Raw genomic sequence first — 24,380 nt, 5'->3', positions numbered from 1 at the left:
TTCCCCAACGTTGAGAGGAAACGAAGGATGACGATCGAAGACCCCGGAACAGACGCGATATCCCCCACCGCGCCCACCACTCCCCGACCGCTATGGCAACGAATGCGCAATCAGTACGCGTTGCTGTGCACGAACCCCTTGAGAACGGTCGCCGCGACGATGCGCATGTCGAGCGCGAACGACCAGTGGTGGAGGTAGTAGAGATCGTGTTCGACGCGGCGCTCCATCTTCTCCACGCGATCGGTCTCGCCGCGATAGCCGTTCACCTGCGCCCAGCCCGTGATGCCGGGCTTGATGCGATAGCGGTGGATATAGCCGTTCACGACCTTGCGATACAGCTCGTCGTGCTCGATCGCGTGCGGGCGCGGACCGACCACGGACATCTCGCCACGCAGCACGTTGTAGAACTGCGGCAACTCGTCGATGCTGGTGCGGCGCAGGAGCGCCCCCACGCGCGTGATGCGCGAGTCGTTGCGCGTGGCCTGGGCGACCTGTCCCGCGACTTCGGCGTGCTGACGCATGGTGCGGAACTTGTAGATGCGAAACACCCGGCCGTCCGCGCCCATGCGCTTTTGGGTGAAAAACACCGGCCCCGCCGAAGAGAGCTTCACGGCCATACCCACGACGACGAACACCGGCAGCAACGCCAGCAGCGCAGCCGCGGCGAACACGCGGTCGAAGATCTCCTTCTTCGCCAGTGCATGCGCGGGCATGGGCGAGGCGACGAGATTCATCGCGGGCATACCGATCAGGTCGATCATCGCGCTGCCGAACAGCGCCATGCTGCGCACGTCGGGAATGAAGCGCACGTTCACCAGGTCGTCGCGAAAGGCATTCACGCATTGCAGGATGGTCTGCTCTTCGCTCAGCGGCAGCGCGAGCCACACCTCCTGAATGCCATTGCGACGGACGAAGTCGACGAAGCTGGCGAAATGGTCCGCGCCCGCAAACGCCGGCACGCCGATGATGGAAGCGCCGCCCGCCGGCTTCGCGTCATACGCGGCGATCGCGCGAAAGCCCGTGGCGGGCGCCTGCTGGATGCGCTCGACGATATGCTGGCAGTGCTCGCCGCAGCCCACGATCGCCACGTTGCGCAGATTCATGCCTGCGTGCCGGGCGCGCGAGAGCGCAGCGCGCACGATCAGCCGCGCGCCCACCATGCAAACCGCTGTGTAGGCGGTCCACCACATGAACCAGATGCGCGAGACGGCGTCGGCGCGATGCACTGCGAACATCATCACCAGCGCGCAGGCGACCACCACCGTCCACGCCAGCATGACCTGCGAAAGAAAACGCAGTATCGAGCGGCCGCGCCACGACTGATAGACGCCAAACACCGGAAACACTGCGAGCGCGAAGGCGCAGGCGAACAAGGCGAACGCGCCCGCCACGCCCTGCGCGACGCTATCGGACGCGTGCAGGCTCGTGGCCAGCCGCGCACAGCCGACGATCAGCGTGACGTCGAGCACACGCGCCAGCAATCCCAGCACGCCGCTGAACGAAGCCGGGGTTTCCGGCACGAACTCGATGGTACTCATGGCCCGACTCTCCAGTTGCGAGCGCAACGTGTGCGCTCAGGCTCTGCCGTAGGTGTCGTCGAAGCGCACGATGTCGTCTTCGCCCAGATAGGCGCCCGACTGCACCTCGATGATTTCGAGCGGCAATTTGCCCGGGTTTTCGAGGCGATGGCGCACGCCGATCGGAATGAACGTCGATTCGTTCTCGCTCAACATGAACTGTTCGTCGCCGCGCGTGACGAGCGCCGTGCCGCTCACCACGACCCAATGCTCGGCGCGGTGGTGATGCAGTTGCAGCGAGAGCTGCGCGCCGGGCTGCACGACGATGCGCTTGACCTGGAAGCGCGCGCCCTTGTCGATCGAGTCGTAATAGCCCCAGGGACGGCGCACCTTGCGGTGTGTGTTGGCCTCGGGCGCGTGGAGCGCCTTGATCTTCGCGACCACGCCCTTGACGTCCTTCACGTGCGAGCGGTCGGCCACCAGCACGGCGTCGTCGGTTTCCACGACCACCACGTTGCTCACGCCCACGCAGGCGACGAGACGCCCTTCGGAATGCGCGAGGCTCGACGTGGAGTTCTCGAACATCACGCGGCCACGGCCGACGTTGCCGTCCGCGTCCTTGTCGAGCGCATCCCAGACGGCGTCCCACGAGCCAAGATCGGACCAGCCCGCATCGAGCGGCACGACTACGCCGGGAGCGAGCGCTGCATCGGTGCCAAGGCGCTCCATCACCGCGTAGTCGATCGAATCGGACGGCGAGGTCTTGAAGTAATCGCGATGCGGGCGGTAGAACGCGCCATCGTGCTGACCGGACACATAAGCGGCCATGCACGCCTCGTGCATTGCGGGCTGTAGATGCTGGAGCGTGTCCAGCCAGACCGATGCGCGCACAACGAAGATGCCGCTGTTCCACCAGTAATCGCTGGTCTCCACATAGTGCGCGGCCAGTTCCGGCGCGGGCTTTTCGACGAAGCCGGCGATGTTGCGCGCGCCGCCTTCGAGCGGCGCGCCCAGACGGATATAGCCAAAGCCGGTATCGGGCCGTGTGGGCGGAATGCCGAGCGTCGCAATGGCGCCAGCTTCCGCGTAACGCGCGGCGCGGCTCACGGCGCGCTGGAAGGCCGCGAGATCGCCAATGGCGTGATCGGCCGGCATCGCCACGACGATGGCGTCGCCGCCCTGCGCGCAGGCCGCCGCGCAGGCCAGCGTAAGCGCGGGCGCAGTGTCGCGCCGTTCGGGCTCGACGATGATCGTGGCTTTCACGCCGCTCGCCTGGGTTTGCTCGGCGGTCATGAAGCGATGCTCGTCGCCGCACACGACGATCGGCTCGGGCAGGATCGCCCACGGCGTGGGAAAGCCGTCGAGCCGCCGTATCGTCGATTGCAGCAGCGTGTCCTGGCCGATCACGCCGATCAACTGCTTCGGGAACTGCTCGCGCGACATCGGCCACAGCCGCGTGCCGGCGCCGCCCGCCAGCACCACGGGCACGATGCTCAAGGTAGGCACGTGTGTCATCGGGGCGCCGGGGATACTCACATCGAGGACGTCGACGCTCACGAATACCGGGTCTGCCTGCAACGCCGCCTGAGCGGACTTTGCGATTTTTCCGTAACCGATCTCCATCGCTTCGTACTCCTATTAGCTACAGCGAGTTGAAACCGTCCGGGCAGCGCCGCGCTTGCGCGCGGACGCCTCGCCCGTCGTCGAAGAGGAATGCGTGTGCTATCTCCGCCTCGCGCGGCGTTGCGCCGCGCTGTGCGTCCTGTTAGCGCTGGATCGCGCTATTCACGTGAAGACGTCGCAGAGACGTTCATTGACCGATCGCGTCGTCCACGCGCACGCGGTGGCGGCTGCGATACTCGGTAGGCGAAACGCCCAGACGGCTGCGGAAGACCTTGGAGAGACGGTCGCCGTCCCGCATGCCGCTGCGGCGCGCGATCTTGTCCACCGGCAGATCGGTGTTGACGAGCAACTGGCAGGTCAGTTCGAGACGCACCTGCAGCAGATAGTCCGAGGGCGTCATGCCAAGCACGTCCTTGAAGCGCCGCAGGAAATTGCGCTCGCTCATCGCGAAGGCCTGAGCGGCGTCCGTCACCGAAATCGCGCGTTCGCAGTTCTCCTGGAGCCAGCGCGCGGAAGCCCAGACCTTGTCGCCCGATGTGGGCCGCGAGGCATCGGCGAACAACGCGGAAAGCCGCGTGGAAAGACTCGGCAGCGCGCGCTCGCCCACCTTGCGAGCCGCATCGGCGCCCATGTCGCGGCGAATCAGCACGAGCGCCGCACGCAGCGCTTCGTGGTAATCGTCGGCGGACAGATCGTCTTCCTGGCCCGCGAGCCGCACGCGCTGACCGAACGGCGCGCCGCCCTGCTCCGATTCCAGGCCAGCGGCCTTCAATAGCTGATGGCCTTCGCCAATCGCGCGCACTTCGTCACTGGCCGGCACGACGCGATGCAGCCATGCCATCAGACGCTGGTCGCCCAGCGAATCGGCCACCGCGCGGCCGCCGCCGATGAAGAGCGCGTCGAACCCGCGGATGTACGAATCGCCCACTTCGTCGATCGCGGACGTCGCCAGCTTGAGCGACGACGAACAAGCCACTGCGCCCCCCTCTACCGAAAGCAACCAGACACGATAGGGCAACGTCCTGCTGCCCTCCGACATGGCGATGTCGTTGGCCAGTTGAAATACCTCAGCCACCATGCCCGCGCCAAGCAGCGAAAAACCTTCGAACAACACAATCCCGATTTGCCGAGTAACACTTTCCCGGGTGACGCGCGTCGCGGTGTTTCTGGACGATACTGACGCGGTCGAACCTCGATCATCTATAACGACGTATGCCATGACTGTTCCCCAATGGTGGACGGTCCTTTTGGCTCCCTTGTTCCACATTCCGCGATGTGATTTTATTGTTCCGTGTGCAGTGCATCATAGCTTTTCGAAATGCATTGCGGGTGACGTGACGGAATAAGACGAGGTGTTGGCGGAAGAATAAAGCTGGGTATTTGTGTGCGGTATCCCACATTGATAAGACAAGTACTGCGCGGATTCCACGATTAAATCGTTCGAATGCATCGTTGCAAGGAGACGACTTGCAACGCCATTCGCTCTGGCCTGACACGACGCTTCTCCGATCTGTTTCGCCGCACCGCAACATCTACTAAATGCTTATTAAACAGTCACTTCCGACCGAGCAATTAGCATCTGAATCGCGGGAATCATTGCCCAGATCGACAAGGATCGATAATCTGGCCACGGTCCATAAGGGCTCTCCCCCGGCGTTCAAGCAGTAATCGTTCCATTCAGCCAGTTTTCGCTCTTTTTTCATCACACGAATGGCGGATTAATTCAAATGACAAAATCGGGTTTTCCCGCGTTCATACTCAAAGCACAAAATATGTGCAGAAAAACCACGGGAAAAATTACTTTTGTATGGTGCATGGCAAAAACCCGTTCGGACGCATTTACCGGAATCGTGTTTCATTGGCCGATTAAACCGAATCCTTGGCGTCAGGCGCATTCGGGCGCGTAGTAACGTGATCCGGAAGTTTTGAAGCGTGCCGCCCCGATGGGAAGCGGCGATCCTCGGCGGCACGCAGTCCGCACCATACACAGGGCCAGGCCATGAACGAAGGGGAAGCAGTTGCGAGCGGAGGGCTCGTCGGCGAGTTCGTCGGCGTGGTGCCGCCCGAACTGCTCGCGAGCATTAACGCAGCCATCGAGGCCGCGCGTCACGAATGGCAGCCGCCCGATGGGCGCCGCGCCTCGGCGAGCGCACGCCAGTTCGCGGATGCGCTGCGGCTTCACGAAGCCTTCAGCGCCATGGAAGCGCAGGTCTGCGCGGCGGCGCGGCTCTGGGTTGGCCAAACGCTGGCGCGCGAAGCGAAAGATGCGCCCATCCATGTGCTGCGTTGCGTCGGGCCAGGCATGGCCACGCAAAGCTATCTGCGTCATTTCGATTCGCACGTGCTCACCGTGCTGATTCCCTTGCAGCGCGCCCCCGACGGCGACCAGAACGGCGACCTGATCATCCATTCGGGGCGGCGCGAACCGCTGCATCCGCTCGCCCATCTATTGATGAAAGCGTGGCTCTTCTTCGAACATGGTCTGCCGTTCGGGCTGCGGCGCGCGTTCGTCAATAGCGGCTTCGGCACGCAAGATTGCCAGCGGATTCGCTGCGAGCCGGGCAACGCCTATGTCTTTAACGGCTTCGTCACGCTCCATCACAATCTTCATGTGGCCAACGGCGAACGCCGCTCGCTCATCATTCATCACTTCGACGCCGGGCTCGAAGCCAGATTGCGCACGATGCTGCGTGCTGTGCGCCATGTGCGCGACCGTCTCGCTGGGTACTCCTGATCGACTGCGCGCCGTTACAGGCGATTGTCCGATCGCCGCGAGATCGTGGCGGGTCGTCCGGCATTTTGCCGCCCCATAATCGGCCTCACTCGCGCAATGCTGCGGCACGAACGGAGGCCCTGTGAAGATCCTGATCTACGGCATCAACTACGCACCGGAAATGACCGGGATCGGCAAATACACCGGCGAAATGGCGGCATGGCTCGCCGCGCGCGGCCATGAAGTGCGCGTGGTGACGGCGCCGCCTTACTACCCGGAGTGGCGAGTCGCCGAGCCCTATGCGGCGAATCGCTATACGCACGAGTGGCGCGATGGCGCGCAGGTGTCGCGCGCGCCGCTCTGGGTGCCGTCAAAGCCGCGCGGCAAAGGCCGCCTCGTGCATCTCGCGAGCTTCGCGCTGGCCAGCCTGCCGCTCATGCTGCGCTTTGCGCTCTGGCGTCCCGATGTGGTGTTCTGCGTGGCGCCAAGCCTGCTCAACGCGCCCACGGGCTGGCTCGCGGCGCGGCTGTGCGGCGCGCATGCGTGGCTGCATATTCAGGACTTCGAAGTGGATGCGGCATTCAAGCTCGACATCCTGCGCGGCTCGTGGCTCAAGCGTACGGCGCTCGCCATCGAACGCAGGCTGCTCAAGCGCTTCGACAGCGTCTCGACGATCTCCGGCAAGATGCTCGAACGCGCCGCCGACAAGGGCGTGCGCGCCGCGCAACTCGTGCGCTTTCCCAACTGGGCCAGCACCGACGCGGTATTCCCGCTCGCACGCGTGAGCCACCTGAAAGCGACGCTCGGCATCGCGCCCGATGCCGTGGTCGTGCTCTATTCGGGCAACATGGGCCTCAAGCAGGGTCTCGACGTGCTGAGCGACGCGACGCTCGCGCTCAAGGATGAAACCGGGCTCGCCTTCGTGTTCTGCGGTAGCGGCCCGGCGCGCGCGGCTATCGAGGCAGCCTGCGGCACGTTGCCGAATTGCCGCGTGATCGACCTGCGGCCCGCCGAAGAGTTGAACGAACTGCTCAATCTCGCGGATATCCACGTGCTGCCGCAGCGCGCCGATGCCGCCGATCTCGTGATGCCATCCAAGCTCACCGGCATGTTCGCGAGCGGGCGCGCGGTCATCGCGATGGCAAGCCCCGGCACCGAACTACACGACACGGTTGCGCCGCGCGGCATGGTCGTGCCGCCCGGCGACGCCCGCAGCCTCGCCCAGGCGATCCGCGCGCTGGCCGCCGATCCCGCGCGACGGGCGCAGTATGGCGATGCCGGCCGCGCGTTTGCAGTGGCGTCGCTCTCGCGCGATGCGGTGCTGGAAGATTTCGAGGCGCACTTGCGTGCAGTGCGGGCCGCGCGCAAGAGCCCGGTGGTCGACAGCGCGAAGACGCCCGCGCTGGAGGTGGTCCGTGACGCGGAGCGCCAGGGCTAAGCATTGCTTGATGCTTTTGGTGCTCCAGACGCAACAAAGCCGGCTCTTGGACAAGAACCGGCTTTGTTCGCTTCGTTGGATCAACCAGCAGATGGGCGGCGTGTGCCCGAACGGCGCATCAGGCGCCGGTTCGTCCCGCTCCGATTGCGGTCAGATCCTGGTCAGCGGTGGGCAGCTTAGTCGCGCGGCAGGCCGAAAGGCATGTAGTGCGAGCGGCGGATGCGGTCGGCTTCGCGGCTACGCGCAGCGTACGAATAATCGGCATCCATCGGCAGGTAAGGCGACGTGAAGAGATCGCTCACCTTCTGGATCAGTGCGAGGATAAAGCTCATGGCGACTCCCGGTTGGACAGGTTTCAGGGTTTTCCCTAGGACAAGAAGGATTATAGGGTTTTCCCTAGGGCGACGCCAGTGCAGTGCAACAAAAAATCCGCGGCGCGACGTCGCAGCTCGCGCGCAGGCCGTCCCATGTTGCGTCACGGCAACATAGGGACGGCCTGATTTTTGGGGGTCGAAAGCGGAGGGAGACGGCGCTCAGTTTTTGGCGATCTGGCGCGTATTCTGCTGCGCATGCGCCTTGGCGGACGCATGCGAGGCGGCCTTCTCGGCATTCTTTTCCGTGGACTTGGCCTTCGCGGCGCGCGCGGCGTGGCGTGCGGCGGCCGACGCGGATTGCGCGCGTGAAGCAACCGGCGCAGCCGGTTCGACCGCCACGGGTGCGGCCGACTGAACCGGCGCGACGGGAGGCGCATCCAGACGTGCGGTCAGCTTGTCGAGGGCGGCCTGCTGGTTCTGCATCAGCACTTCGATGCGTTGCTGCTGGGCCTGGGCGTCAGCGGAAAAGTTGGCGAGCATCACGGTTTCGATAATCGCAATACCCGTCGTCACCACAAGCGCGGCCACGGCCGCCGTCAGCATCCATTTCGTTCTGCGCGCCTGCACCGCCAGCGCGGGGGCGCCGAGTGCCGACGAGGAGGCCTCGCCCGCGTGGTCATGCACCGGGCCGTGAACCGCCGCCTCAAAATCCGAAGCATGGACGATCGACGTCAAATGCGCGTGGCTACCGCTCGCGCTGGTGGGCGCGTAGGAAAAACCGCTTTGGGGCGCTGGTGCGGATTCGGACGGTTCCGTGGCGGCAGTCGACGCCGCACCCCCTTCCGGCTCGACGGGTGCGGCACTGGCCTTGGCCGGCTCCCCGGCAAGGGGCGCCGCGTTGGCAACCTCAGCCTCAGCGTCGTCTCGGGCGGCATCGGCGTGGAAGAAAGGCTCGACGGGGTCTCCCGCCTGTTCCGGCGACAGCGGCGGCGTCTTCTGCCGCGCCGCGCGCCGTGCGGCGGGCGAAGCCATCGCCCGGCTCACCTTCGCGCTCATCGGCTGCGTGGTGCCGATGAATTCCGGCGCGGGACCGTCTCCAAATAGATCGAGGGTGGCGTCGGCGGGCTGGGCGCCCGGCTGCGCGGCGTCGGTTTCGGCGGATGGCGCCGCTGTGCGCCGTCGGGAAGGTGTGCCGCGCGCGCTGCGCTCAGCACTCGACGATTCATTCTCTGCGTTGTCTGCGTAGTCTGCGTGATCGGCCATGGGTCAACGATGAGGCTCGCTTCGGATGAACTCGCGTCGCGCGGCGGTCTCGCCTGGCCGTAGCCCGACAGCCGCGGTCGCTTCTCGGGCGCGCGTCCGTCCGTGGGCCGTGCGCCTCTGGACAGGCATCTTAGCCGCAAACGTTGCCGGTGTGCGTCCCTAAAAATATGAAGTATCCGTGACGCATCGGCGCATCAGTTTCGCGGGCCGTCCTCGCGAAACTCCTTGACCGCGTCCAGCCCCCGCAGCACCTTGCAGATCGACTCGTACTCCATCGACGAGACGCGGCTCAGCACGATCATCACTTCGTCGAGTTCGGGCGAATCGTCGCTCTGCTGCATCACGAACTGCTTCACGCGCGGACTGGAGACGCCGAGCGCGTCGTGCAGCGAATGGAACGTGAGCGCACCACGCGTGACCAGCAGCGAGAGCTGCCGGCGTTGTCGGAACGTGATGAAACGCCGCTCGAGCGGCTTGATGCCCGCGAGGATGATCAGGATGATGACGGTCGCCGCGATCGACGCCGTATAGAGCCCACCGCCCACCGCAAGGCCGATGGCCGCCACCGACCAGAGGCTTGCCGCCGTGGTCAGGCCGCGCACGATCTCGCCGCGCAGCAGGATCGAGCCCGCGCCCAGGAAGCCGATGCCCGAGACCACCTGGGCGGCCATCCGCGAAGGGTCGAGCACGACGTGCTCGCCGCCGAGCACATCGGCGAACCCGAAGGCCGACACGATCATGATGAGCGCCGAACCCACGCACACGAGCATGTGCGTGCGCAGTCCCGCCGCCCACGAGAGCCGTTCGCGCTCGAAGCCGATGACGCTGCCCAGCGCGGCGGCAATGACGAGCCGCGAGATGAGTTCCCAGTTGTTCAGCATGGTTGCCGTTCTCCTTATCGTTGGGTGGGTGCGGGATAGCTCGATGTTGATAGGTTTAGTAAGACGACGATTCGAGACGGGTTGCGGCCAAGCGTACAATCGCCGAACCGTTTCCGCTCCGTGCCGCCTCCGGCGGCGCATACGTCCTTCATGAACGCATTCACCGGCGCAGCCAGCCTGCGCGAACACTACGTCCGGACCATCCTGCCGCTGTGGCGCGGCCCCGGCTTCAATGCCGCGCTGCGCCTGCCGCACGAGGCGCTCGCCCCCACGGGCGTGGCGCCCTTGCCCGACGTGCGCTATCGCGCGATGGCCTGCGCCCGCCAGCTCTTCGTGTTCTCTCAGGCCGGTGACGCCGCGCACGCGCATTCGCTGTTCGAATCGCTGCGCCATACCTTTCAGGACCGCACGCACGGCGGATGGTTCTATAGCGTCGATCCGCAAGGCGCGCCGCTCGACACGACCAAAGACCTCTACACGCACGCGTTCGTGGTGTTTGCGTGTTCGGCCTATGGTCAACGTTTTGGCGTGAGCGAAGCGCTCGATACGGCGCGCGAGACCTCCGCACTGATCCTCGACCGCTTCAAGGCGCACGATGGCCTGCTGCACGCTGCGCTCGACGCACCGTTCGCGACCGTCACCAGCGGCCCGTTGCAGAACCCGCTGATGCATCTGACCGAGGCCTGGCTCGTGGCCCGCGACGCCACCGGCGACACGGCCTTCGACACGGCCATCACGCAACTTTGCGAAGCGCTCGCGCGCGGCTTCCTGCACACGCCCACGGGCTGCATCGCCGAATTGCCGCTCGGCACGGCCGGCAACCGGCTGGAGCCGGGGCATCAGTTCGAATGGTTCTGGCTTGCGGCCCAGGCGGGCGAGCAGCGGCTGGGTTCATCGGGCCTGCACGAGGCGCTGGCGCGCGCGTTCACCTTTGCGGTGAAGCACGGCGTGGACCCGGTCACGGGCGCGGTGGCGGCGGCCACCGACGAACAGGGCCGCGTGACGGACGCCACGCAGCGCATCTGGGCGCAGACGGAGTATCTGCGTGCGATCGCGACGCACGGCGATACCGTTGTGCGTGCAACCTTGGACGATCAGATCGAAAAATTCGCCAGGCGCTTTCTCACGCCGCAAGGCTGGGTGGAGTGCCGCGACGCAAGCGGCGAGATCGCCCGCGCAGATATGCCGTCGACCACGCCGTATCACCTGCTCACGGCGTATGGCGCGCTGTAAAGCACGGCGGCCAGACAAGACAAAGGGCGGCACATGGCCGCCCTTGCATCACCCTGAAGTGACTTCTCTCTAACGGAATCAGACCGCCGCGAAGGCGCCGTCCGGCTCCACTCGCATGGCGGCCATCGCCGCAAGATTGCGCCCTTCCGCCAGCACCGCCGGCGAAATCTCGAACGCCGCCACCGCGTCGGCGAGCAGGCGCGTCTGCTGATGCAGCGATGCCGCGGCCGCCGCCGCTTCCTCGACCAGCGCCGCGTTTTGCTGCGTCATCTGGTCCATCTGCGAGACGGCCGTATTCACCTGATCGATGCCCGCGCTCTGTTCGAGCGACGAAGCGCTGATGCCCGCCATCATCTGCGTGGCGCGCGAGATCGAGGTCGACACTTCGCGCATCGATTCGCCCGCGCGCTCGACCAGTTCCGAGCCACCACGAATCTGCGCCACCGACTCGCTAATCAGCGTCTTGATCTCCTTGGCCGACTGCGCGCTGCGCTGCGCGAGCCCGCGCACCTCGCCCGCCACCACGGCGAAGCCGCGGCCCTGCTCGCCCGCGCGCGCCGCTTCCACGGCCGCGTTGAGCGCCAGAATATTGGTCTGGAAGGCGATGCCATCGATCACGCCGATGATCTCGGCGATCTTGTCCGAGCTTTTCGCAATGCCGTGCATGCGCTCGACCACCTCGCCCACCACGGCGCCGCCGCGCGACGTCGCGTCCAGGGCGGCTTCGGCCAGGGCGTTGGCTTCGCGCGCGTTCTCGGCGGTGTTGCGCACCGTGCCGGTCAGCTCTTCCATGCTGGCTGCCGTCTCTTCGAGCGAGGCCGCCTGCGATTCCGTGCGCGCCGACAGATCGGCGTTGCCGGTGGCGATCTCATCCGCGCCCACATGGATCGAGCCCGCCGTCTCGCGCACCGTATGCACCGTGCGCGCGAGGCTCGCCTGCATCATCGCGATGCCGCGGAACAGCCGGCCGATCTCGTTGTCGCCGCGCGCGGCCACGGTTTCGTCCAGACGCCCACGGGAGATGCGCTCGAAGTGACGGCCCGCCTCTTCGAGCGGAGCGACCACGCCTTTGCGCAGCCCGAAGTGCACGCTGGTGGCCAGCGCGATCAGACCGAGCAGGATCACGATGCCCACGCTCTGGAACACGGCGAGGCGCGAATCGATCGAATCGAGCGAAGCGCGGCTGGCCGCGGCGCTGAAGCGCGCGAATTCGTGCAGTTCGTTGAGGTAGGCGTCCTGATACGACTGCGTCGGCTGGTCGAGGAACGCCTGGATGTTGTTCGCGTTGAGGTCGTCCACGAGTTCGGCGAGCGCCTTGTGGTAGACCTGATAGCGCTGGCCGAGCGCGGCTACGCGCGCGCGGTCGTCGTCGTCGGTGGGCTCGACGGCCGTGAGCGCCGCATACGATTGATCGGCCGCGCTCAGTTGCTCCTGCGCGTGGCCGATGATGTCGGTCGGCGCCGCACCGCCGCCGCGAATCAGGCGGGTGCCCGCGCGCGACAGGTTGATTCGCGCGTCCATCAAATGCTGGGTGGTTTCGTTAGCGGCGCTCGCCTGGCGCAGCGCCACCTTGGAGAGATCCTTGACGTCGTCATGCGTGCGGGTGAGCGCCCAGAAGCCCAGACCCTCGGTCACGAGCTGGAGCACGCAGAATGCGACTAGAACGCACAAAAGGCCGGATGCGACCTTGATCTTGCTGAACATCTTGAACACCTGGGATGGCAGTGAGTAGGTTCGGCACACGCATGTGGTCGCGCGCGCCTGCACTGCGTTTACGGCATGGGCAAACGTTGTATTGAGGCCAAAATCGTGAAATTTCCGCATCAAAACGGCGACAGATCGTTTTGGAAACGATGCCTGTGCGATTCTTGCCGTTTTTCGCAACAATATTGAAAGCAGGCTTTTCTCGATTCACCTTGCGCCGCCGCAAGACGCTACCTAGAGTGGTTAGGAAATCACGCGGGCGCAGTCCCAGGGAATCCGACCATGACCGATCTGGTGGACCGCGCGCGCGGCGCGCTACACGCGCAGCCGTTCAGCATGCTGCTGGGCACCGAGTTGATGCACATCGGCCCCGACGAGCTGACGCTACGCCTTCCTGTACGCGACGAACTCAAGCAGCAGCATGGCTTCGTCCACGGCGGAGTGATCTCCTATCTCGCCGACAATGCGCTGACCTTCGCGGGGGCGCTTGCGCTCGGGCCGCGCGTCGTGACGGGCGAATACAAGATCAATTACCTCAGGCCGGCCCTCTCCGGCACGCTGATGGCGCGGGCGCGCGTGGTGCACGCCGGGCGTCAGCAGGCCACCTGCCAGTGCAGCGTGTACGTGATGGAGGACGGCGGCGAGCGGCTGGTGGCGCTCGCGCAGGGCACGGTCAGCCGCATGGTCGACTCGAACGGCGAGACGGTGCACACGCCGGCATAAAGCCGCGCTTGCGCGGCCCGTCGTAGAAACGCAAACGGCCGCGTCATCCGCGGCCGTTTGCTTGCGAGCGTAGCAACAACGCGCTTATTCGGCGGCGCGCGCCTTCTGCGTCTGCACGCCGAGCCCTTCGATACCCACGCGCACCGTCTGACCCGCCTTGAGGAACACCGGCGTGGGCTTGACGCCCATGCCCACGCCCGGCGGCGTGCCGGTGGAGATCACGTCGCCCGGTTGCAGGCTCATGCACTGCGACAGGTAGGACACGAGCTTGGCGACCGTGAAGATCATCGTGCGCGTGTTGCCGTTCTGGTAGCGATGACCATCCACTTCGAGCCACAGCGAAAGATTCTGCGGATCAGGCACTTCGTCGCGCGTGACGAGCCACGGGCCGGTCGGGCCGAAGGTATCGAAGCCCTTGCCCTTGTCCCACTGGCCGCCGCGTTCGAGCTGCCATTCGCGCTCGGACACATCGTTCACGACGCAATAGCCCGCCACGTGGTCGAGCGCCTCGGCCTCGCTCACGTTCTTCGTGTATTTGCCGATCACCACGCCCAGTTCCACTTCCCAGTCGATCTTGGTCGAGCCGCGCGGAATCTCGATGTCGTCGTCCGGGCCGCAGATCGCGCTGGTCCACTTGTTGAAGACGACCGGCTCGGCGGGCACCGGCATGTTCGACTCGGCGGCGTGATCGGCATAGTTCAGGCCGATACACACCATCTTGCCGATATGGCCCACGCAAGGGCCCAGACGCGGATTGCCTTCGACGAGCGGCAGGCTTTCCGGGTCGATCGTGCGCAATTGCGCGAGGCCCGCGTCGGAGAGCACGTCGCCCGCGATATCGGCGACAGCGCCCGAGAGCGCGCGAATGCGGCCTTCGGCATCCACGAGGCCCGGCTTTTCGTGACCCTTCGGGCCATAGCGAAGCAGTTTCATCGTCTATCTTCCTTGTCTCTCTACAGTGTCTTTTGTGTGTTTCCAGGACGACGCGGCGAATTAGTTAGACCAGCCGCCGTCGATCACATGCGCCTGCCCGGTCGTGAAGGCCGATTCGTCCGACGCAAGATAGAGCGCGAGCGCCGCGATTTCATCGGGCTTGCCCACGCGTCCCATCGGCTGGCGCGCGACGAAGGCGGCGCGCGCCGCGTCCACGCTCGTGCCCTGCGCAGCAGCCTGCGCGGCGATGCGCTGCTCCAGCGAGGGCGAGGACACGGTGCCCGGACAGATCGCGTTGCAGCGGATGCCGCGCGTCACGAAATCGGCGGCCACGGCCTTGGTCAACCCTATCACAGCCGCTTTCGACGCGCCGTAGACGAAGCGGTTGGGCACGCCCTTCACGCTCGACGCCGCCGACGACATATTGATGATCGAGCCGCCGCCCGCCTCCAGCATCGCGGGCAGGAAGGCGCGGATGGTGCGGTACATGGCCTTGGCGTTGAGATCGAACGCGAAGTCCCAGTCCTCTTCGCTCGCTTCGAGGATCGAGCCTGCGTGCACGAAACCCGCGCAGTTGAACAGCACGTCGATGGCGCCCAGCTCCTGCGCGAACGATGCGATGGACGCGCTATCGCGCACATCGAGCGTGCGCGCCTCGACCGGCAGCTTCGCGAGCGCGTCGATGCGCACATCCGTCGCAATCACGCGCGCGCCCTCGCGCGCGAACAGTTCGGCGGCCGCGTAGCCGATGCCCTGGCCCGCCGCGGTGATCAAGGCGGTCTTGCCGGCCAGTCTTTGTCCCCTTTGTTCCATCTGCCACTCCCATCGATACGGTGATTGATGCCGTGCTTGATGCTGTGTTTGATGCCGTGTTCGGTGATGAAGCCTCGATGATGCGCGCGTCGGCTCGCGTCCGCAAAAGGGCATTATGGCGAGCGGCTCAGCGGCATGGCGCTTTCGCCCGGCTTGTCTAACCGGCTGGATTCGCGGCTGGATTCGCGGCTGGATCGATATTCAGCCGATAAAACGCGGCCGCGTTGCCGCCGAAGATCGCCGCACGCTCACGCACGTCGAGATGCGCGAGCAGGCGTTGCGCGCACGCGTGCCAGCGCGCGTAGTCGCCGTTAAGGTTCAGAACGGGCCAGTCGCTGCCCCACATCAGCCGTTGCGCGCCAAAGCTCGCGAGCAGATGCGCGATGAACGGGCGTATGGTGTCGTCGCTCCAGCCCGGTGCCGCTTCGGTCGCGAGGCCAGAGACCTTGCAGTGCACCTGCGGAAAGCGCGCGAGAAGCGTGATGGCGCGCGACCATGCTGCGAAGCCGGGTGAGCCTTCAGCGCCATCGCGGATCGGCGGCTTCGCGCCATGGTCGATTACCACGCGTAACGCGGGATATCTCATGAGAAAGGTTTCGAGCGCTTCGGCGTGACGCGCGAAGATCAGCGCGTCGAACGCGAGATCGTGTGCGATCAGCGCTTCCACGCCGCGCGCGATATTGGCCGTGGCGATCCATCGATCGTCCGGCAGGTCTTGCAGCATCGGGCGCACGGCGCGCAACTTCGGCTCACTGGCAAGCTCGGCGATGAGATCCGGCGCGTGCGGATCGTCGAGCGGCACCCAGCCCACGACACCCGCAATCGAATCGTCATGGCGCGCGAGATCGAGCAGATAGCGCGTCTCTTCGACGGTTGGTGCGGCCTGGACCAACACCGTGCGCGCCACGCCGCACTGCGCCCGCAGCGGTGCGAGATCGTCCGGAGCGAAGCGCCGATAGAGCGTGGAAAGCGCAGGCGTGAGCCAGCCGTAATCGCCGCGCGCGGGGTCCCAGTAGTGCTGATGCGCGTCGATCTGTTCGTATGAGAAGTCTTGCGTCATCGCGCCACGCTTGCGGGCAGCGGCGCACGCGCGTCGATCAGGCCTTCGTTGCGCAAGGCCAACCAGAATTCGCCCGGCAGCGCCGTTTCGAACGAGGCGGCGTTCTGGCGCAATTCCGCTGCGCTGCGCGCGCCGGTAAGCACGGTCGCCACGGCGGAATGCGCGTAGGGAAATTGCAGCGCCGCCGCCGCGAGCGGCACGTCAAAGCGTGCGCACACGGCATCGAGTTTCGCCACGCGCACCACGACGTCTGGCGGCGCGTCGCCGTAATTGAATTTGCGATCGCCTTCAAGACCGCGCGCGAGAATGCCCGAATTGAACGCGCCGCCCAGCAGGATGCTCACGCCGCGTTCGGCGCATGCGGGCAACAGATCGTCGAGCGGCGCTTGTTCGAGCAGCGTGTAGCGGCCCGCGAGCAACGCGCAATCGAGGTCGAATTCGCGCATCGCGTCGAGTATCACCTCGCGCTCGTTCACGCCAAAGCCGATCGCCTTCACCGCACCGGCCGCGCGCAATTCGTCGAGCGCGCGAAAGCCGCCGCCTTCGGTCAATTGCCGCCAGTAGTACGCGTTGCGCTCGCCGTGCGTCAGCCGCCCGATGTCGTGCACCAGCAGGATATCGATATCGACGAGTCCCAGGCGCTGCTGGCTATCCTCGTACGAACGCAAGATACCGTCGCGTGTGTAGTCGTAGATCGCTTCGAACGGCAGCGGGTTTTGCCAGCCCTCGCTGCCGTCGTAGGCGTGCGTGCGTGGCACGAATCGGCGGCCCACCTTGGTGGACAACACGTATTCATCGCGCGGATAACGACGCAGCGCGGCGCCCAGCCGATGCTCTGCTTTCGTATGACCGTAGTGCGGTGCGGTATCGAAAAAGCGCACGCCTGTATCCCACGCAGCATCGACGGTGGCTTGCGCTTCGTCGTCGGTCAGATCGCGATAAAGGCCGCCGAGCGGCGCGGTGCCCAGACTCAATGCGCTCACCTGGAGCGCCGTGCGCCCGATGCGTCGGCGCTGGGTCACTTGCTGAACGTGCGGCTGCGCCATGCGCGATATCTCCATTCAATGCGAGGCGACCACCGGCACCGCCACGCGCGCGCTCGCCGGCAGACACGCGGGGCCAACCGGCTCGAAGGTCTTGTAGGTGAGGATGAATTCCTGATGCCCGAGCGCCTCCGATTTCGAGCGCGCGCCGCGCGCCACATCAAGCGTGACGTCGAACACTTCGCGGCCTACCTCATCGAGCGTGGCGCGGCCTTCGAGGATACGCCCCGCGTCCACATCCATATCGCCGGCAAGATTGCGGTACGTGAGCGGATTCGCGCAGACCTTCACGACGGGCGACAACGCCGATCCCACCACGGAGCCGCGCCCCGTCGTGAAGAGAATCACATGCGCGCCGCACGCGATCAGCTCGACGATTTCAGCGTTGTCGCTAATATTCGGGAATCCGAATCGTGGTTCGCCATCCGGCACGACGTCGAGCAGATACAGCCCGCCCGTGGGCGGCACATCGCCCGGCTTGACGATGCCGACGATCGGCGACGCGCCGCTTTTCGCATACGCGCCCAGCGACTTTTCTTCCTGCGTGGTGAGACCGCCATCCGCATTGCCGACCGCGAACGATCCGTGCCCAAGGATCGAGTAATAGCGCGCGGCCTTCTCCACGCACGCGACGATCTCATCGCCCAGTTCGGGCCGCGCGGCACGGCTTTTCATGTGATATTCGCAGCCCACCAGTTCGCCCGTTTCTTCGAACACGCACGCCGCGCCCGCTTCGATCAGGCGATCGAACGCGCGCCCCACCGCCGGATTCGCCGTGATGCCGCTCGTACCGTCCGAGCCGCCGCAGATCGTGCCGACCACGAGTTCGTCCAGCCGCATCGGCACTTTTTTCTGCTGCGCAAGCTGCGCGCGCGCCTCGCGCACCCAGTCCATGCCGTACTGAATCGTGCTGCGCGTGCCGCCCTTTTCCTGGATCGTCAGGACTTCTACGGGGCGGCCGCTCGCGCGCACCTGCTCCACGAGGAAGTGTTTGTTCATGCTCTCGCAGCCCAGCGAGACGAACAGCACCGCGCCCACGTTGGGATGCGTGGCGAGGCGCGTCATCATCTTTTCCGCGTAGGCGTTCGGATAACAGCCCGGAAAGCCGATCAGATGCACGGGCGCTTCGTGCGGCGTGGCGGGATCGTCGAATGCATCGAAGGGTTCGCGAAACTGCGCGACGATTTCGCGCGCCACGTGATGCGCGCACTCGACCAGGTAGGCCACGGCCACCACGTTGCGGATGCCCTTGCGGCCATCGCTGCGCAGCCAGCCTTCGAGCATCGGCGTGGAGTCTTCCGGCGGATTGATTGAGGTTTCGCTCATGACGTGATTCCTGCGTGCGGTCTAGCCGTGCGAGATGAACTCGTGGCCCGCGTCGTGCGTATAGGTCGGCAAATAATCGCTTTCAAGGTTGTGCGTGTGCAGATGCTCGCCGCGCGCGACGTCCATCGTCACATGGCCGATGCGCGCGCCGTAGCGCAACACCTTCTCGTCTTTCGCGAGCGCGCGCCGCGCGACCTTGTGGCCCAGCTCGATGGTTCTCGCGAGCGTCACGCGTTCGCCCTCGATCGCCACAATTTCGCCCGCCTCTAGCCGCGCCGCGGCGATCAGGCAGTTGTCGTCGGGTGCGAGCAGGATGAGGCGCGCATCGGTGACGGTTTTGCTGACGCGATCGTTCAAGACTGGCCTCCGCCGTTCAGTTCTGCGCTTCGCCGCCCGCGAGCCGCGCCACCATCAGCGAGCCGAGGATGATCGCGCCGTAGATCGCCTGGACCCAGAACGACGGCACCTGGGCGAGCGTGAGCAGGTTTTGCACCACGCCAAGCAGCAGCACGCCCAGCAGCGCGCCGAACATCGTGCCCTTGCCGCCGTCGAGCGAGATGCCGCCGATCACGGCCGCCGCGAACACCGTGAAGATCATGCCGTTGCCCTGGTTCGCGTTGATCGCGCCCACATAGCCCGTCACGATCAGGCCGCCCAGCGCCGCGAGAATGCTGCCGAGCACGAACACACCCCATGTGATGCGCTCAACGCGAATGCCGGCCGCGCGCGCCGCGTCGGGATTGCCGCCGATCGCATAGAGCGCGCGGCCGATGCGGTGATAGCGCAGCATGAACGCGGCGAATGCGAACGCGGCGGCAGCCAGCCACACCGACAGCGGCAGCCCGAGCACGATGGTCGTGGCCAGCGCGAAGAACGACGAGGGCATGTCGAACAGCGTGCCGCCTTTGGTCGCGCCCACCAGCATGCCGCGCAGCACGATCAGCATCGCCAGCGTGACGATGAAGGCATTCAGGCGCAGCCGCACGACCAGAAAGCCGTTGACGAAGCCGATCAGCGCGCCCACCACCAGGATCGCCAGCAGCCCTGCAAACGCGGGCCATTGCGTGCCAAAACCCGCCGAAGCCACCGGCATCACCAGCATCGCGCCCACGGCGGGCGCGATGCCCACGGTCGATTCGAGCGAGAGATCGAACTTGCCGGTCAGCACGATCAGCGATTCGGCGAGCACCACGAGCGCCAGCGCCGCCGATGCGCCCAGCACGCTGATGAGATTCGCCTTCGTGAGAAAGCTCGGGCTCACGAAGCCGCCGATCACGATCAGCAACAGCAGCGCCGGGAACAAGGCGAGATCGCGCAAGCGCGCGAATTCGATGCGAGGCCTCGCGCGACGGCCTGCCAGCTGAGCGGCGTCGGGTTGCGCTGCAGCGAACGCCGGAGTGGAAACGCTAGGCTTCATGGAGATCGACTCCCTCAACCGATGCAATCAGTTCATGGTCCTGCCAGCCCGCCGCGAACTCCGCCACCACGCTGCCGCGAAACATCACGAGCACGCGGTCGCAGGTGCGCAGATCGTCGAGTTCGCTCGACACCACGAGCACGGCGTTGCCTTCGTCGCGCACGCGGTCCACGACCGAGAGCAGCGCCTCCTTCGATTTCACGTCCACGCCCGCCGTGGGATCGATCAGCACCAGCAGTTCCGGATCGCTCGCGAGTGCGCGCGCCATCACCACCTTTTGCTGATTGCCGCCCGAGAGCCCCGAGACCACATGGTCCGGGCCCTGAGCGACAATGCCGAGGGCCTCGATCATGCGTCTGCCGACAAGCTGCTTTTTCGCGGGTGGCGCAAAGCCTAGACGCCCGAGCAAACCGGCGATCGTCATCGACGCGTTTTCAGCCACTGACTGCGTGAGCACCAGGCCTTCGTGATGGCGATCCTTCGGCACGCAGCCCACGCCATGCGCGAGCGCGTCGGGCACATCGCCGGGTTTCAGCGTCGCGCCGTTCACGCGAATCTCGCCCGCCTGCTGCGCCGTGAGGCCCGCGACGGCCTCGCCTACGCTGGTGCGCCCGCTGCTGGTCGCGCCCGTGAGACCGACCACTTCGCCGCGCCGCACCTGCAACGAGACGTCACGGTAATCGGCGCCGCTGATGCCGCGCACGTCGAGCGCAATGCGCGCGTCGGCAGGCAAGGCCGCTCGCGCCGCCGCATCGGCGACATTGAGACCGCCGCGCTCGCCTGTCATCGCCTCGATCAGACGCTCGCGCGGCAATTCGGCCACGGGCGCGCTGACGATATGGCGCGCGTCGCGCAGCACCGTCACCGCCTGGCAAATCTCGTACACCTCCTGCAGATGGTGCGAGATGAAGAGGAAGGTCACGCCCTCGCGCTGCAATTCATCGATGCGGCGAAAGAGCCGTTTGATCTCCTCGCCGTCGAGCTGCGCCGTGGGTTCGTCGAGGATGATGAAGCGCGCGCCATAGGACAGCGCACGCGCGATCTCCACGAGTTGCCGAGCCTCCACCGTGAGATCGCCCGCTCGCGCATCCTCGCGCACGTCGATGCGCCAATGATCGAGCAATGCGCGTGCGTCGCGACGCATGGTCGTCCAGTCGATCACACCACGCTTCGTGGGCTGGCGATTGATGAAGAGATTTTCGGCGACCGTGATATCGCGAATGATCGTCGAGTGCTGATAGACGCAGGCGACGCGCTCGCGCCATGCATCGCGATCGGCGATGGGCGGCGCGGCCTCGCCGTTGAAGCGCACCGCGCCGTCGTCGGGCTTGCGCAGGCCCGTGAGGATCGACACGAGCGTCGACTTGCCCGCGCCGTTGCGCCCCACGAGCGCATGCGATTCGCCCGCCATCACGCGCAGGCTCACGTTCGCGAGCGCCGCCGTGGAGCCGAAGCGCTTGGTCACGCCGCTCGCCTCGACCACGGGCGGCAAGGCCATCGCGGCGCGCTCGCGCGACATCGCGAGCGGCGCGCCATCGGTCTGACCGGTTTCCCGATCGCTCGCTCGATCGCTCATTTGATCGTGTTACCCCACAGGTTCTTGTCGTCGACGTTCTGCTTCGTCACGAGCGGCGCGGGCAACTGGTCTTCGAGCACACCGGGCTGCAACTGGATGATGTTGCTGTCGTGATCCGTCTTGCCCGGCTTGAACGTCTTGCCCTCCAGCGCGGCCTTGATGTAATAGAGGCCGTATTTCGCGTAGAGATCGGCGGGCTGCGAAACCGTGGCGTCGATCTCGCCCTTGCGAATCGCTTCGTATTCCTGCGGAATTCCATCATTCGAGACGATCACGATATGCTTCGCGTCGCCAGCGGGAAACAGCAACTGCTTGCGGCGCAACGTTTGCAGCGTGGGCGAGAGATAGACACCGCCTGCCTGCATGTAGATGCCCTTCACGTCGGGATTCGCGGTCAGCAGGCTATCGAGCGCACTCGCCGCCACATCGCCCTTCCAGCCTGCCGGAATTTCCAGCAACGAGAGATTCGGAAAGCCCTTCAGACAGGCGCGAAACGCCTCCGAACGATCACGGCCATTCACCGAAGCCAGATCGCCCATGATCTGCACGACCTTGCCCGACTTCACGTGCTCGCCGATGTACTTGCAGGCCTTCTCGCCATAGGCGCGATTGTCGGCGCGCACCACCATCGCCACGCTGCCCTGGGTGGGCGCGACATCGACGGCCACCACCTTGACGTTCTTCTGCGCGGCATTGTCGAGCGCGCGGCTGATGGCGGCCGAATCGATCGGCCCCACCACGATGCCCTTCGCGCCCAGATTGATCATGTTGTTCATGTCTGTGATCTGCTGCGCGGGATCGTTGTTCGAATTCACGGGCGCGAGGATATCGACGCCCATCTGCTTCGCGTACGTGCCGAGGTAGTTGTTGTACGACTGCCAGAACGGCGAGGTGAGCAGCGGCAGGCCGAGGCCGACCTTGCTGGCGTCGGCGGCCTGCGACGCGCTGGGTGCGGCGAGTGCGGCGACGCAGGCCGCGACGGCGCAGAGCGATCTTGCGAGCGCACCCGCCTGGCGGGGTGAAGTGGAGTGGCGGGCTAGGGGGTGCCCGGATGCGAACGCCATGACTGTCTCCTGTCGACGCTGATTTCGTCGGTTCTTTCGTTGTGGAACCTTCCGTGTGCGCCGCGCCCGCGTGGTCAAGCAGAGTACGCCAGCGGCGCTGCAACTCCTCTTCCCTTTCCAGACGACACTGGCGTATGTTCACCAGTGAACCTATTATTCATATACGCACGACACAAGGTCAAGGAATGTGCGCCGCAGCAAGCGTCCGTGATTTCCCTGGGCTATCGGGGGCTTGCACGGCGAGGCAGACCGCGAGCGGCGCGCGCCAACGAAGAAGGGACGCATGAAAACAAACGCACGCAAGGTACGCGGCGATGCGCCGCCGGTGCTGGAGCCGGAAGATAGCGAAGACGGGGACCGCTACCGCGCGCCCGCGCTGGACAAGGGGCTCGACATTCTCGAACTACTCGCCGAGCAGCGCGGCGGCCTCACGCGCGCGGAGATCACCAAGGCGCTTGGGCGCAACGCCAGCGAGATATACCGGATGCTTGAGCGGCTCGTGGCGCGTCAGTATGTGATGCGATCCGAAGCGGGCGATCGTTACGCGTTGAGCCTCAAGCTATTTGCGCTTGCGCACCGTCATCCGCCGATGGAACGGCTGATCGCCGAGGCTTTGCCACTCATGCAGCGATTCGCCAACGATGCCGAGCAGTCTTGTCATCTTGCCGTGTATGACCGTGGCAATCTGCTTGTGATCGCTCAGGTGGATGGGCCTGGCACGTGGGGCATCGCCGTGCGGTTGGGGTCGCGGGTCGGGCTTGTGGATACCAGTTCCGGGCGTACGATTCTCGCGTATCAGTCGCTGGAGCAGCGCTCGCATATGCTCGCTGAACATACCAAGGTGAAGGGTGAGATCGCTATTGATCTCGCTGCGCTTGAGGGTGCTTGTGAGTCTATTCGCGACGCGGGATTTTCTCGTAAGGATAGCCAACAGATTTTTGGCGTGACCGATGTTACGTTTCCTGTGCTCGGGCCTTCCGGGCAAGCTATTGCCGCTATGACCTGTCCGTTTCTTAAGCGCATCGACGGTTATGTCGCGCCTTCGCTCGATGAGGCTACGCGGATGCTTGGGGAAACTGTGAGCGCGTTGTCCATTTTTCGGGAGGGGGAGGCGTAGCCTCGGTTTTTTGGCGTTCGGCTGCTGTTTTTCGTGGGTTTTGACGCTTTGGCCTTTCCTTGTTTTCTTGTCGGTCTATTAGCGTTGCCCCTGTGCGGGGCGGCACCTACTTTTCTTTGCCGCGGCAAAGAAAAGTAGGCAAAAGAAAGCCGCTCACACCGCCAGTGTGACGCAGTTCACAACCAGCCGTTAAGGGGGAATGGTATAGGAGCGTCTGCGACTTCGCACCACTAAACGAAGTGACAAAGGACTCATTCATCCCGCTGCTCGCTACGCGCGCAGCGGACGGGTCTGCATGGGAAAGCCCTGTACTGAAGGCATTTTCGCGAATTCTGGCAAACCTTCGGTTTGCCTGTTATGCCCCACGGGGCGCGTAGCTCCCCCGGATGTATGATGGCCTTGTCACTTTGTTTAGTGGTGCGATGTGACGGATGCCCCTATACCTTTCCCCCTCAACGGCTGTTTGTGGACTTCGTCACACTAGCGGTTTGAGCGGCTTTCTTTTGCCTACTTTTCTTTGCCGCGGCAAAGAAAAGTAGGTGCCGCCCCGCACAGGGGCAACGCTAATAGACCGACAAGAAAACAAGGAAAGGCCAAAACATCCAGAACCCCAAAAAATCAC

General features: G+C 65.1%; 21 protein-coding genes. 5 read left to right on the top strand and 16 right to left on the bottom strand.

Features of this window, described 5'->3' with window-relative positions; translation table 11 throughout:
• Nucleotides 1-110: 110 nt before the first annotated feature.
• From U5782_RS35290 to U5782_RS35280, 3 genes are all read right to left on the bottom strand, one after another.
• Nucleotides 111-1,538, bottom strand: a complete 1,428-nt coding sequence (locus U5782_RS35290; protein ID WP_322048481.1) for an undecaprenyl-phosphate glucose phosphotransferase — start codon at nt 1,536-1,538, stop codon at nt 111-113.
• A gap of 36 nt (nt 1,539-1,574) precedes the next feature.
• Nucleotides 1,575-3,032, bottom strand: a complete 1,458-nt coding sequence (locus tag U5782_RS35285; protein WP_322048536.1) for a mannose-1-phosphate guanylyltransferase/mannose-6-phosphate isomerase — start codon at nt 3,030-3,032, stop codon at nt 1,575-1,577.
• 295 nt (nt 3,033-3,327) lie between these two features.
• Nucleotides 3,328-4,254 carry a GlxA family transcriptional regulator gene (locus U5782_RS35280; protein ID WP_322048480.1) on the bottom strand — a complete coding sequence of 309 codons (927 nt, stop codon included), beginning with the start codon at nt 4,252-4,254 and terminating at the stop codon, nt 3,328-3,330.
• 885 nt (nt 4,255-5,139) lie between these two features.
• Between U5782_RS35280 and U5782_RS35275 the strand changes: the two genes are divergently transcribed.
• Nucleotides 5,140-5,874 carry a hypothetical protein gene (locus U5782_RS35275; RefSeq protein ID WP_322048479.1) on the top strand — a complete coding sequence of 245 codons (735 nt, stop codon included), beginning with the start codon at nt 5,140-5,142 and terminating at the stop codon, nt 5,872-5,874.
• A gap of 121 nt (nt 5,875-5,995) precedes the next feature.
• The gene (locus U5782_RS35270; protein ID WP_322048478.1) at nt 5,996-7,291 is read left to right on the top strand and encodes a glycosyltransferase WbuB; all 1,296 of its coding nucleotides are present in this window, start codon (nt 5,996-5,998) and stop codon (nt 7,289-7,291) included.
• A 176-nt stretch (nt 7,292-7,467) separates the two neighbouring features.
• Here U5782_RS35270 and U5782_RS35265 read toward each other — a convergent pair whose 3' ends face one another.
• The 3 genes from U5782_RS35265 to U5782_RS35255 all read right to left on the bottom strand — a co-directional run bounded on the left by U5782_RS35265 (nt 7,468) and on the right by U5782_RS35255 (nt 9,749).
• Nucleotides 7,468-7,623 (bottom strand): hypothetical protein, encoded by a 156-nt coding sequence (locus U5782_RS35265; protein WP_322048477.1) that lies wholly within the window; start codon nt 7,621-7,623, stop codon nt 7,468-7,470.
• Between the two features lie 201 nt (nt 7,624-7,824).
• Nucleotides 7,825-8,868, bottom strand: coding sequence for a hypothetical protein (locus U5782_RS35260; protein ID WP_322048476.1), 1,044 nt, complete (start codon nt 8,866-8,868; stop codon nt 7,825-7,827).
• A gap of 194 nt (nt 8,869-9,062) precedes the next feature.
• Nucleotides 9,063-9,749: an MgtC/SapB family protein gene (locus U5782_RS35255; RefSeq protein ID WP_322048475.1), complete on the bottom strand. Its 687-nt coding sequence runs from the start codon at nt 9,747-9,749 to the stop codon at nt 9,063-9,065.
• Between the two features lie 150 nt (nt 9,750-9,899).
• On the opposite strand from U5782_RS35255, the gene U5782_RS35250 reads away from it, so the two are divergent.
• On the top strand, nt 9,900-10,982 hold the full coding sequence (locus U5782_RS35250; RefSeq protein ID WP_322048474.1) for an AGE family epimerase/isomerase: 1,083 nt from the start codon (nt 9,900-9,902) through the stop codon (nt 10,980-10,982).
• A 78-nt stretch (nt 10,983-11,060) separates the two neighbouring features.
• Here the strand turns inward: U5782_RS35250 and U5782_RS35245 are convergent, their stop codons facing one another.
• Nucleotides 11,061-12,686: a methyl-accepting chemotaxis protein gene (locus U5782_RS35245; protein WP_322048473.1), complete on the bottom strand. Its 1,626-nt coding sequence runs from the start codon at nt 12,684-12,686 to the stop codon at nt 11,061-11,063.
• Nucleotides 12,687-12,968: 282 nt separating this feature from the next.
• Between U5782_RS35245 and U5782_RS35240 the strand changes: the two genes are divergently transcribed.
• A complete protein-coding gene (locus tag U5782_RS35240) occupies nt 12,969-13,409 on the top strand; it encodes a PaaI family thioesterase (RefSeq protein WP_322048472.1) in 441 nt (146 codons plus the stop codon).
• A gap of 84 nt (nt 13,410-13,493) precedes the next feature.
• Here U5782_RS35240 and U5782_RS35235 read toward each other — a convergent pair whose 3' ends face one another.
• The 9 genes from U5782_RS35235 to U5782_RS35195 form a co-directional block, all read right to left on the bottom strand.
• Entirely contained in the window at nt 13,494-14,342 is an 849-nt protein-coding gene (locus tag U5782_RS35235; RefSeq protein WP_322048471.1) for an ureidoglycolate lyase, read from the bottom strand.
• A 60-nt stretch (nt 14,343-14,402) separates the two neighbouring features.
• Nucleotides 14,403-15,155: an SDR family oxidoreductase gene (locus tag U5782_RS35230; RefSeq protein ID WP_322048470.1), complete on the bottom strand. Its 753-nt coding sequence runs from the start codon at nt 15,153-15,155 to the stop codon at nt 14,403-14,405.
• A 157-nt stretch (nt 15,156-15,312) separates the two neighbouring features.
• Entirely contained in the window at nt 15,313-16,215 is a 903-nt protein-coding gene (locus tag U5782_RS35225) for an amidohydrolase family protein (RefSeq protein ID WP_322048469.1), read from the bottom strand.
• Nucleotides 16,212-17,261 carry an aldo/keto reductase gene (locus U5782_RS35220; RefSeq protein ID WP_322048468.1) on the bottom strand — a complete coding sequence of 350 codons (1,050 nt, stop codon included), beginning with the start codon at nt 17,259-17,261 and terminating at the stop codon, nt 16,212-16,214. The genes U5782_RS35225 and U5782_RS35220 overlap by 4 nt, the downstream gene beginning before the upstream one ends.
• 15 nt (nt 17,262-17,276) lie before the next feature.
• Nucleotides 17,277-18,584, bottom strand: coding sequence for a UxaA family hydrolase (locus U5782_RS35215; RefSeq protein ID WP_322048467.1), 1,308 nt, complete (start codon nt 18,582-18,584; stop codon nt 17,277-17,279).
• Between the two features lie 21 nt (nt 18,585-18,605).
• Nucleotides 18,606-18,941, bottom strand: a complete 336-nt coding sequence (locus U5782_RS35210) for a UxaA family hydrolase (RefSeq protein ID WP_322048466.1) — start codon at nt 18,939-18,941, stop codon at nt 18,606-18,608.
• Nucleotides 18,942-18,957: 16 nt separating this feature from the next.
• On the bottom strand, nt 18,958-20,001 hold the full coding sequence (locus tag U5782_RS35205) for an ABC transporter permease (protein WP_322048465.1): 1,044 nt from the start codon (nt 19,999-20,001) through the stop codon (nt 18,958-18,960).
• The gene (locus tag U5782_RS35200) at nt 19,991-21,520 is read right to left on the bottom strand and encodes a sugar ABC transporter ATP-binding protein (RefSeq protein ID WP_322048535.1); all 1,530 of its coding nucleotides are present in this window, start codon (nt 21,518-21,520) and stop codon (nt 19,991-19,993) included. The genes U5782_RS35205 and U5782_RS35200 overlap by 11 nt, the downstream gene beginning before the upstream one ends.
• A 53-nt stretch (nt 21,521-21,573) precedes the next feature.
• The gene (locus U5782_RS35195; RefSeq protein ID WP_322048464.1) at nt 21,574-22,641 is read right to left on the bottom strand and encodes a sugar ABC transporter substrate-binding protein; all 1,068 of its coding nucleotides are present in this window, start codon (nt 22,639-22,641) and stop codon (nt 21,574-21,576) included.
• 283 nt (nt 22,642-22,924) lie between these two features.
• Between U5782_RS35195 and U5782_RS35190 the strand changes: the two genes are divergently transcribed.
• A complete protein-coding gene (locus U5782_RS35190; protein ID WP_322048463.1) occupies nt 22,925-23,758 on the top strand; it encodes an IclR family transcriptional regulator in 834 nt (277 codons plus the stop codon).
• Nucleotides 23,759-24,380 lie beyond the last annotated feature (622 nt).

Source organism: Paraburkholderia sp. J67, from assembly GCF_905220265.1.
Classification (GTDB): Bacteria; Pseudomonadota; Gammaproteobacteria; order Burkholderiales; family Burkholderiaceae; genus Paraburkholderia.
Note: the sequence above shows the minus strand (reverse complement) of the source record. Positions and strands in the feature narration are given on the sequence as shown.

What these genes read in the sequence shown, in the direction of transcription:
- U5782_RS35290 (WP_322048481.1), bottom strand. Translation starts at nt 1,538, where the DNA reads ATGAGTACCATCGAGTTCGTGCCGGAAACCCCGGCTTCGTTCAGCGGC.
- U5782_RS35240 (WP_322048472.1), top strand. Translation starts at nt 12,969, where the DNA reads ATGACCGATCTGGTGGACCGCGCGCGCGGCGCGCTACACGCGCAGCCG.
- U5782_RS35230 (WP_322048470.1), bottom strand. Translation starts at nt 15,155, where the DNA reads ATGGAACAAAGGGGACAAAGACTGGCCGGCAAGACCGCCTTGATCACC.
- U5782_RS35250 (WP_322048474.1), top strand. Translation starts at nt 9,900, where the DNA reads ATGAACGCATTCACCGGCGCAGCCAGCCTGCGCGAACACTACGTCCGG.
- U5782_RS35235 (WP_322048471.1), bottom strand. Translation starts at nt 14,342, where the DNA reads ATGAAACTGCTTCGCTATGGCCCGAAGGGTCACGAAAAGCCGGGCCTC.
- U5782_RS35275 (WP_322048479.1), top strand. Translation starts at nt 5,140, where the DNA reads ATGAACGAAGGGGAAGCAGTTGCGAGCGGAGGGCTCGTCGGCGAGTTC.
- U5782_RS35200 (WP_322048535.1), bottom strand. Translation starts at nt 21,520, where the DNA reads ATGTCGCGCGAGCGCGCCGCGATGGCCTTGCCGCCCGTGGTCGAGGCG.
- U5782_RS35265 (WP_322048477.1), bottom strand. Translation starts at nt 7,623, where the DNA reads ATGAGCTTTATCCTCGCACTGATCCAGAAGGTGAGCGATCTCTTCACG.
- U5782_RS35215 (WP_322048467.1), bottom strand. Translation starts at nt 18,584, where the DNA reads ATGAGCGAAACCTCAATCAATCCGCCGGAAGACTCCACGCCGATGCTC.
- U5782_RS35195 (WP_322048464.1), bottom strand. Translation starts at nt 22,641, where the DNA reads ATGGCGTTCGCATCCGGGCACCCCCTAGCCCGCCACTCCACTTCACCC.
- U5782_RS35225 (WP_322048469.1), bottom strand. Translation starts at nt 16,215, where the DNA reads ATGACGCAAGACTTCTCATACGAACAGATCGACGCGCATCAGCACTAC.
- U5782_RS35285 (WP_322048536.1), bottom strand. Translation starts at nt 3,032, where the DNA reads ATGACACACGTGCCTACCTTGAGCATCGTGCCCGTGGTGCTGGCGGGC.
- U5782_RS35205 (WP_322048465.1), bottom strand. Translation starts at nt 20,001, where the DNA reads ATGAAGCCTAGCGTTTCCACTCCGGCGTTCGCTGCAGCGCAACCCGAC.
- U5782_RS35245 (WP_322048473.1), bottom strand. Translation starts at nt 12,686, where the DNA reads ATGTTCAGCAAGATCAAGGTCGCATCCGGCCTTTTGTGCGTTCTAGTC.
- U5782_RS35220 (WP_322048468.1), bottom strand. Translation starts at nt 17,261, where the DNA reads ATGGCGCAGCCGCACGTTCAGCAAGTGACCCAGCGCCGACGCATCGGG.
- U5782_RS35190 (WP_322048463.1), top strand. Translation starts at nt 22,925, where the DNA reads ATGAAAACAAACGCACGCAAGGTACGCGGCGATGCGCCGCCGGTGCTG.
- U5782_RS35255 (WP_322048475.1), bottom strand. Translation starts at nt 9,749, where the DNA reads ATGCTGAACAACTGGGAACTCATCTCGCGGCTCGTCATTGCCGCCGCG.
- U5782_RS35260 (WP_322048476.1), bottom strand. Translation starts at nt 8,868, where the DNA reads ATGGCCGATCACGCAGACTACGCAGACAACGCAGAGAATGAATCGTCG.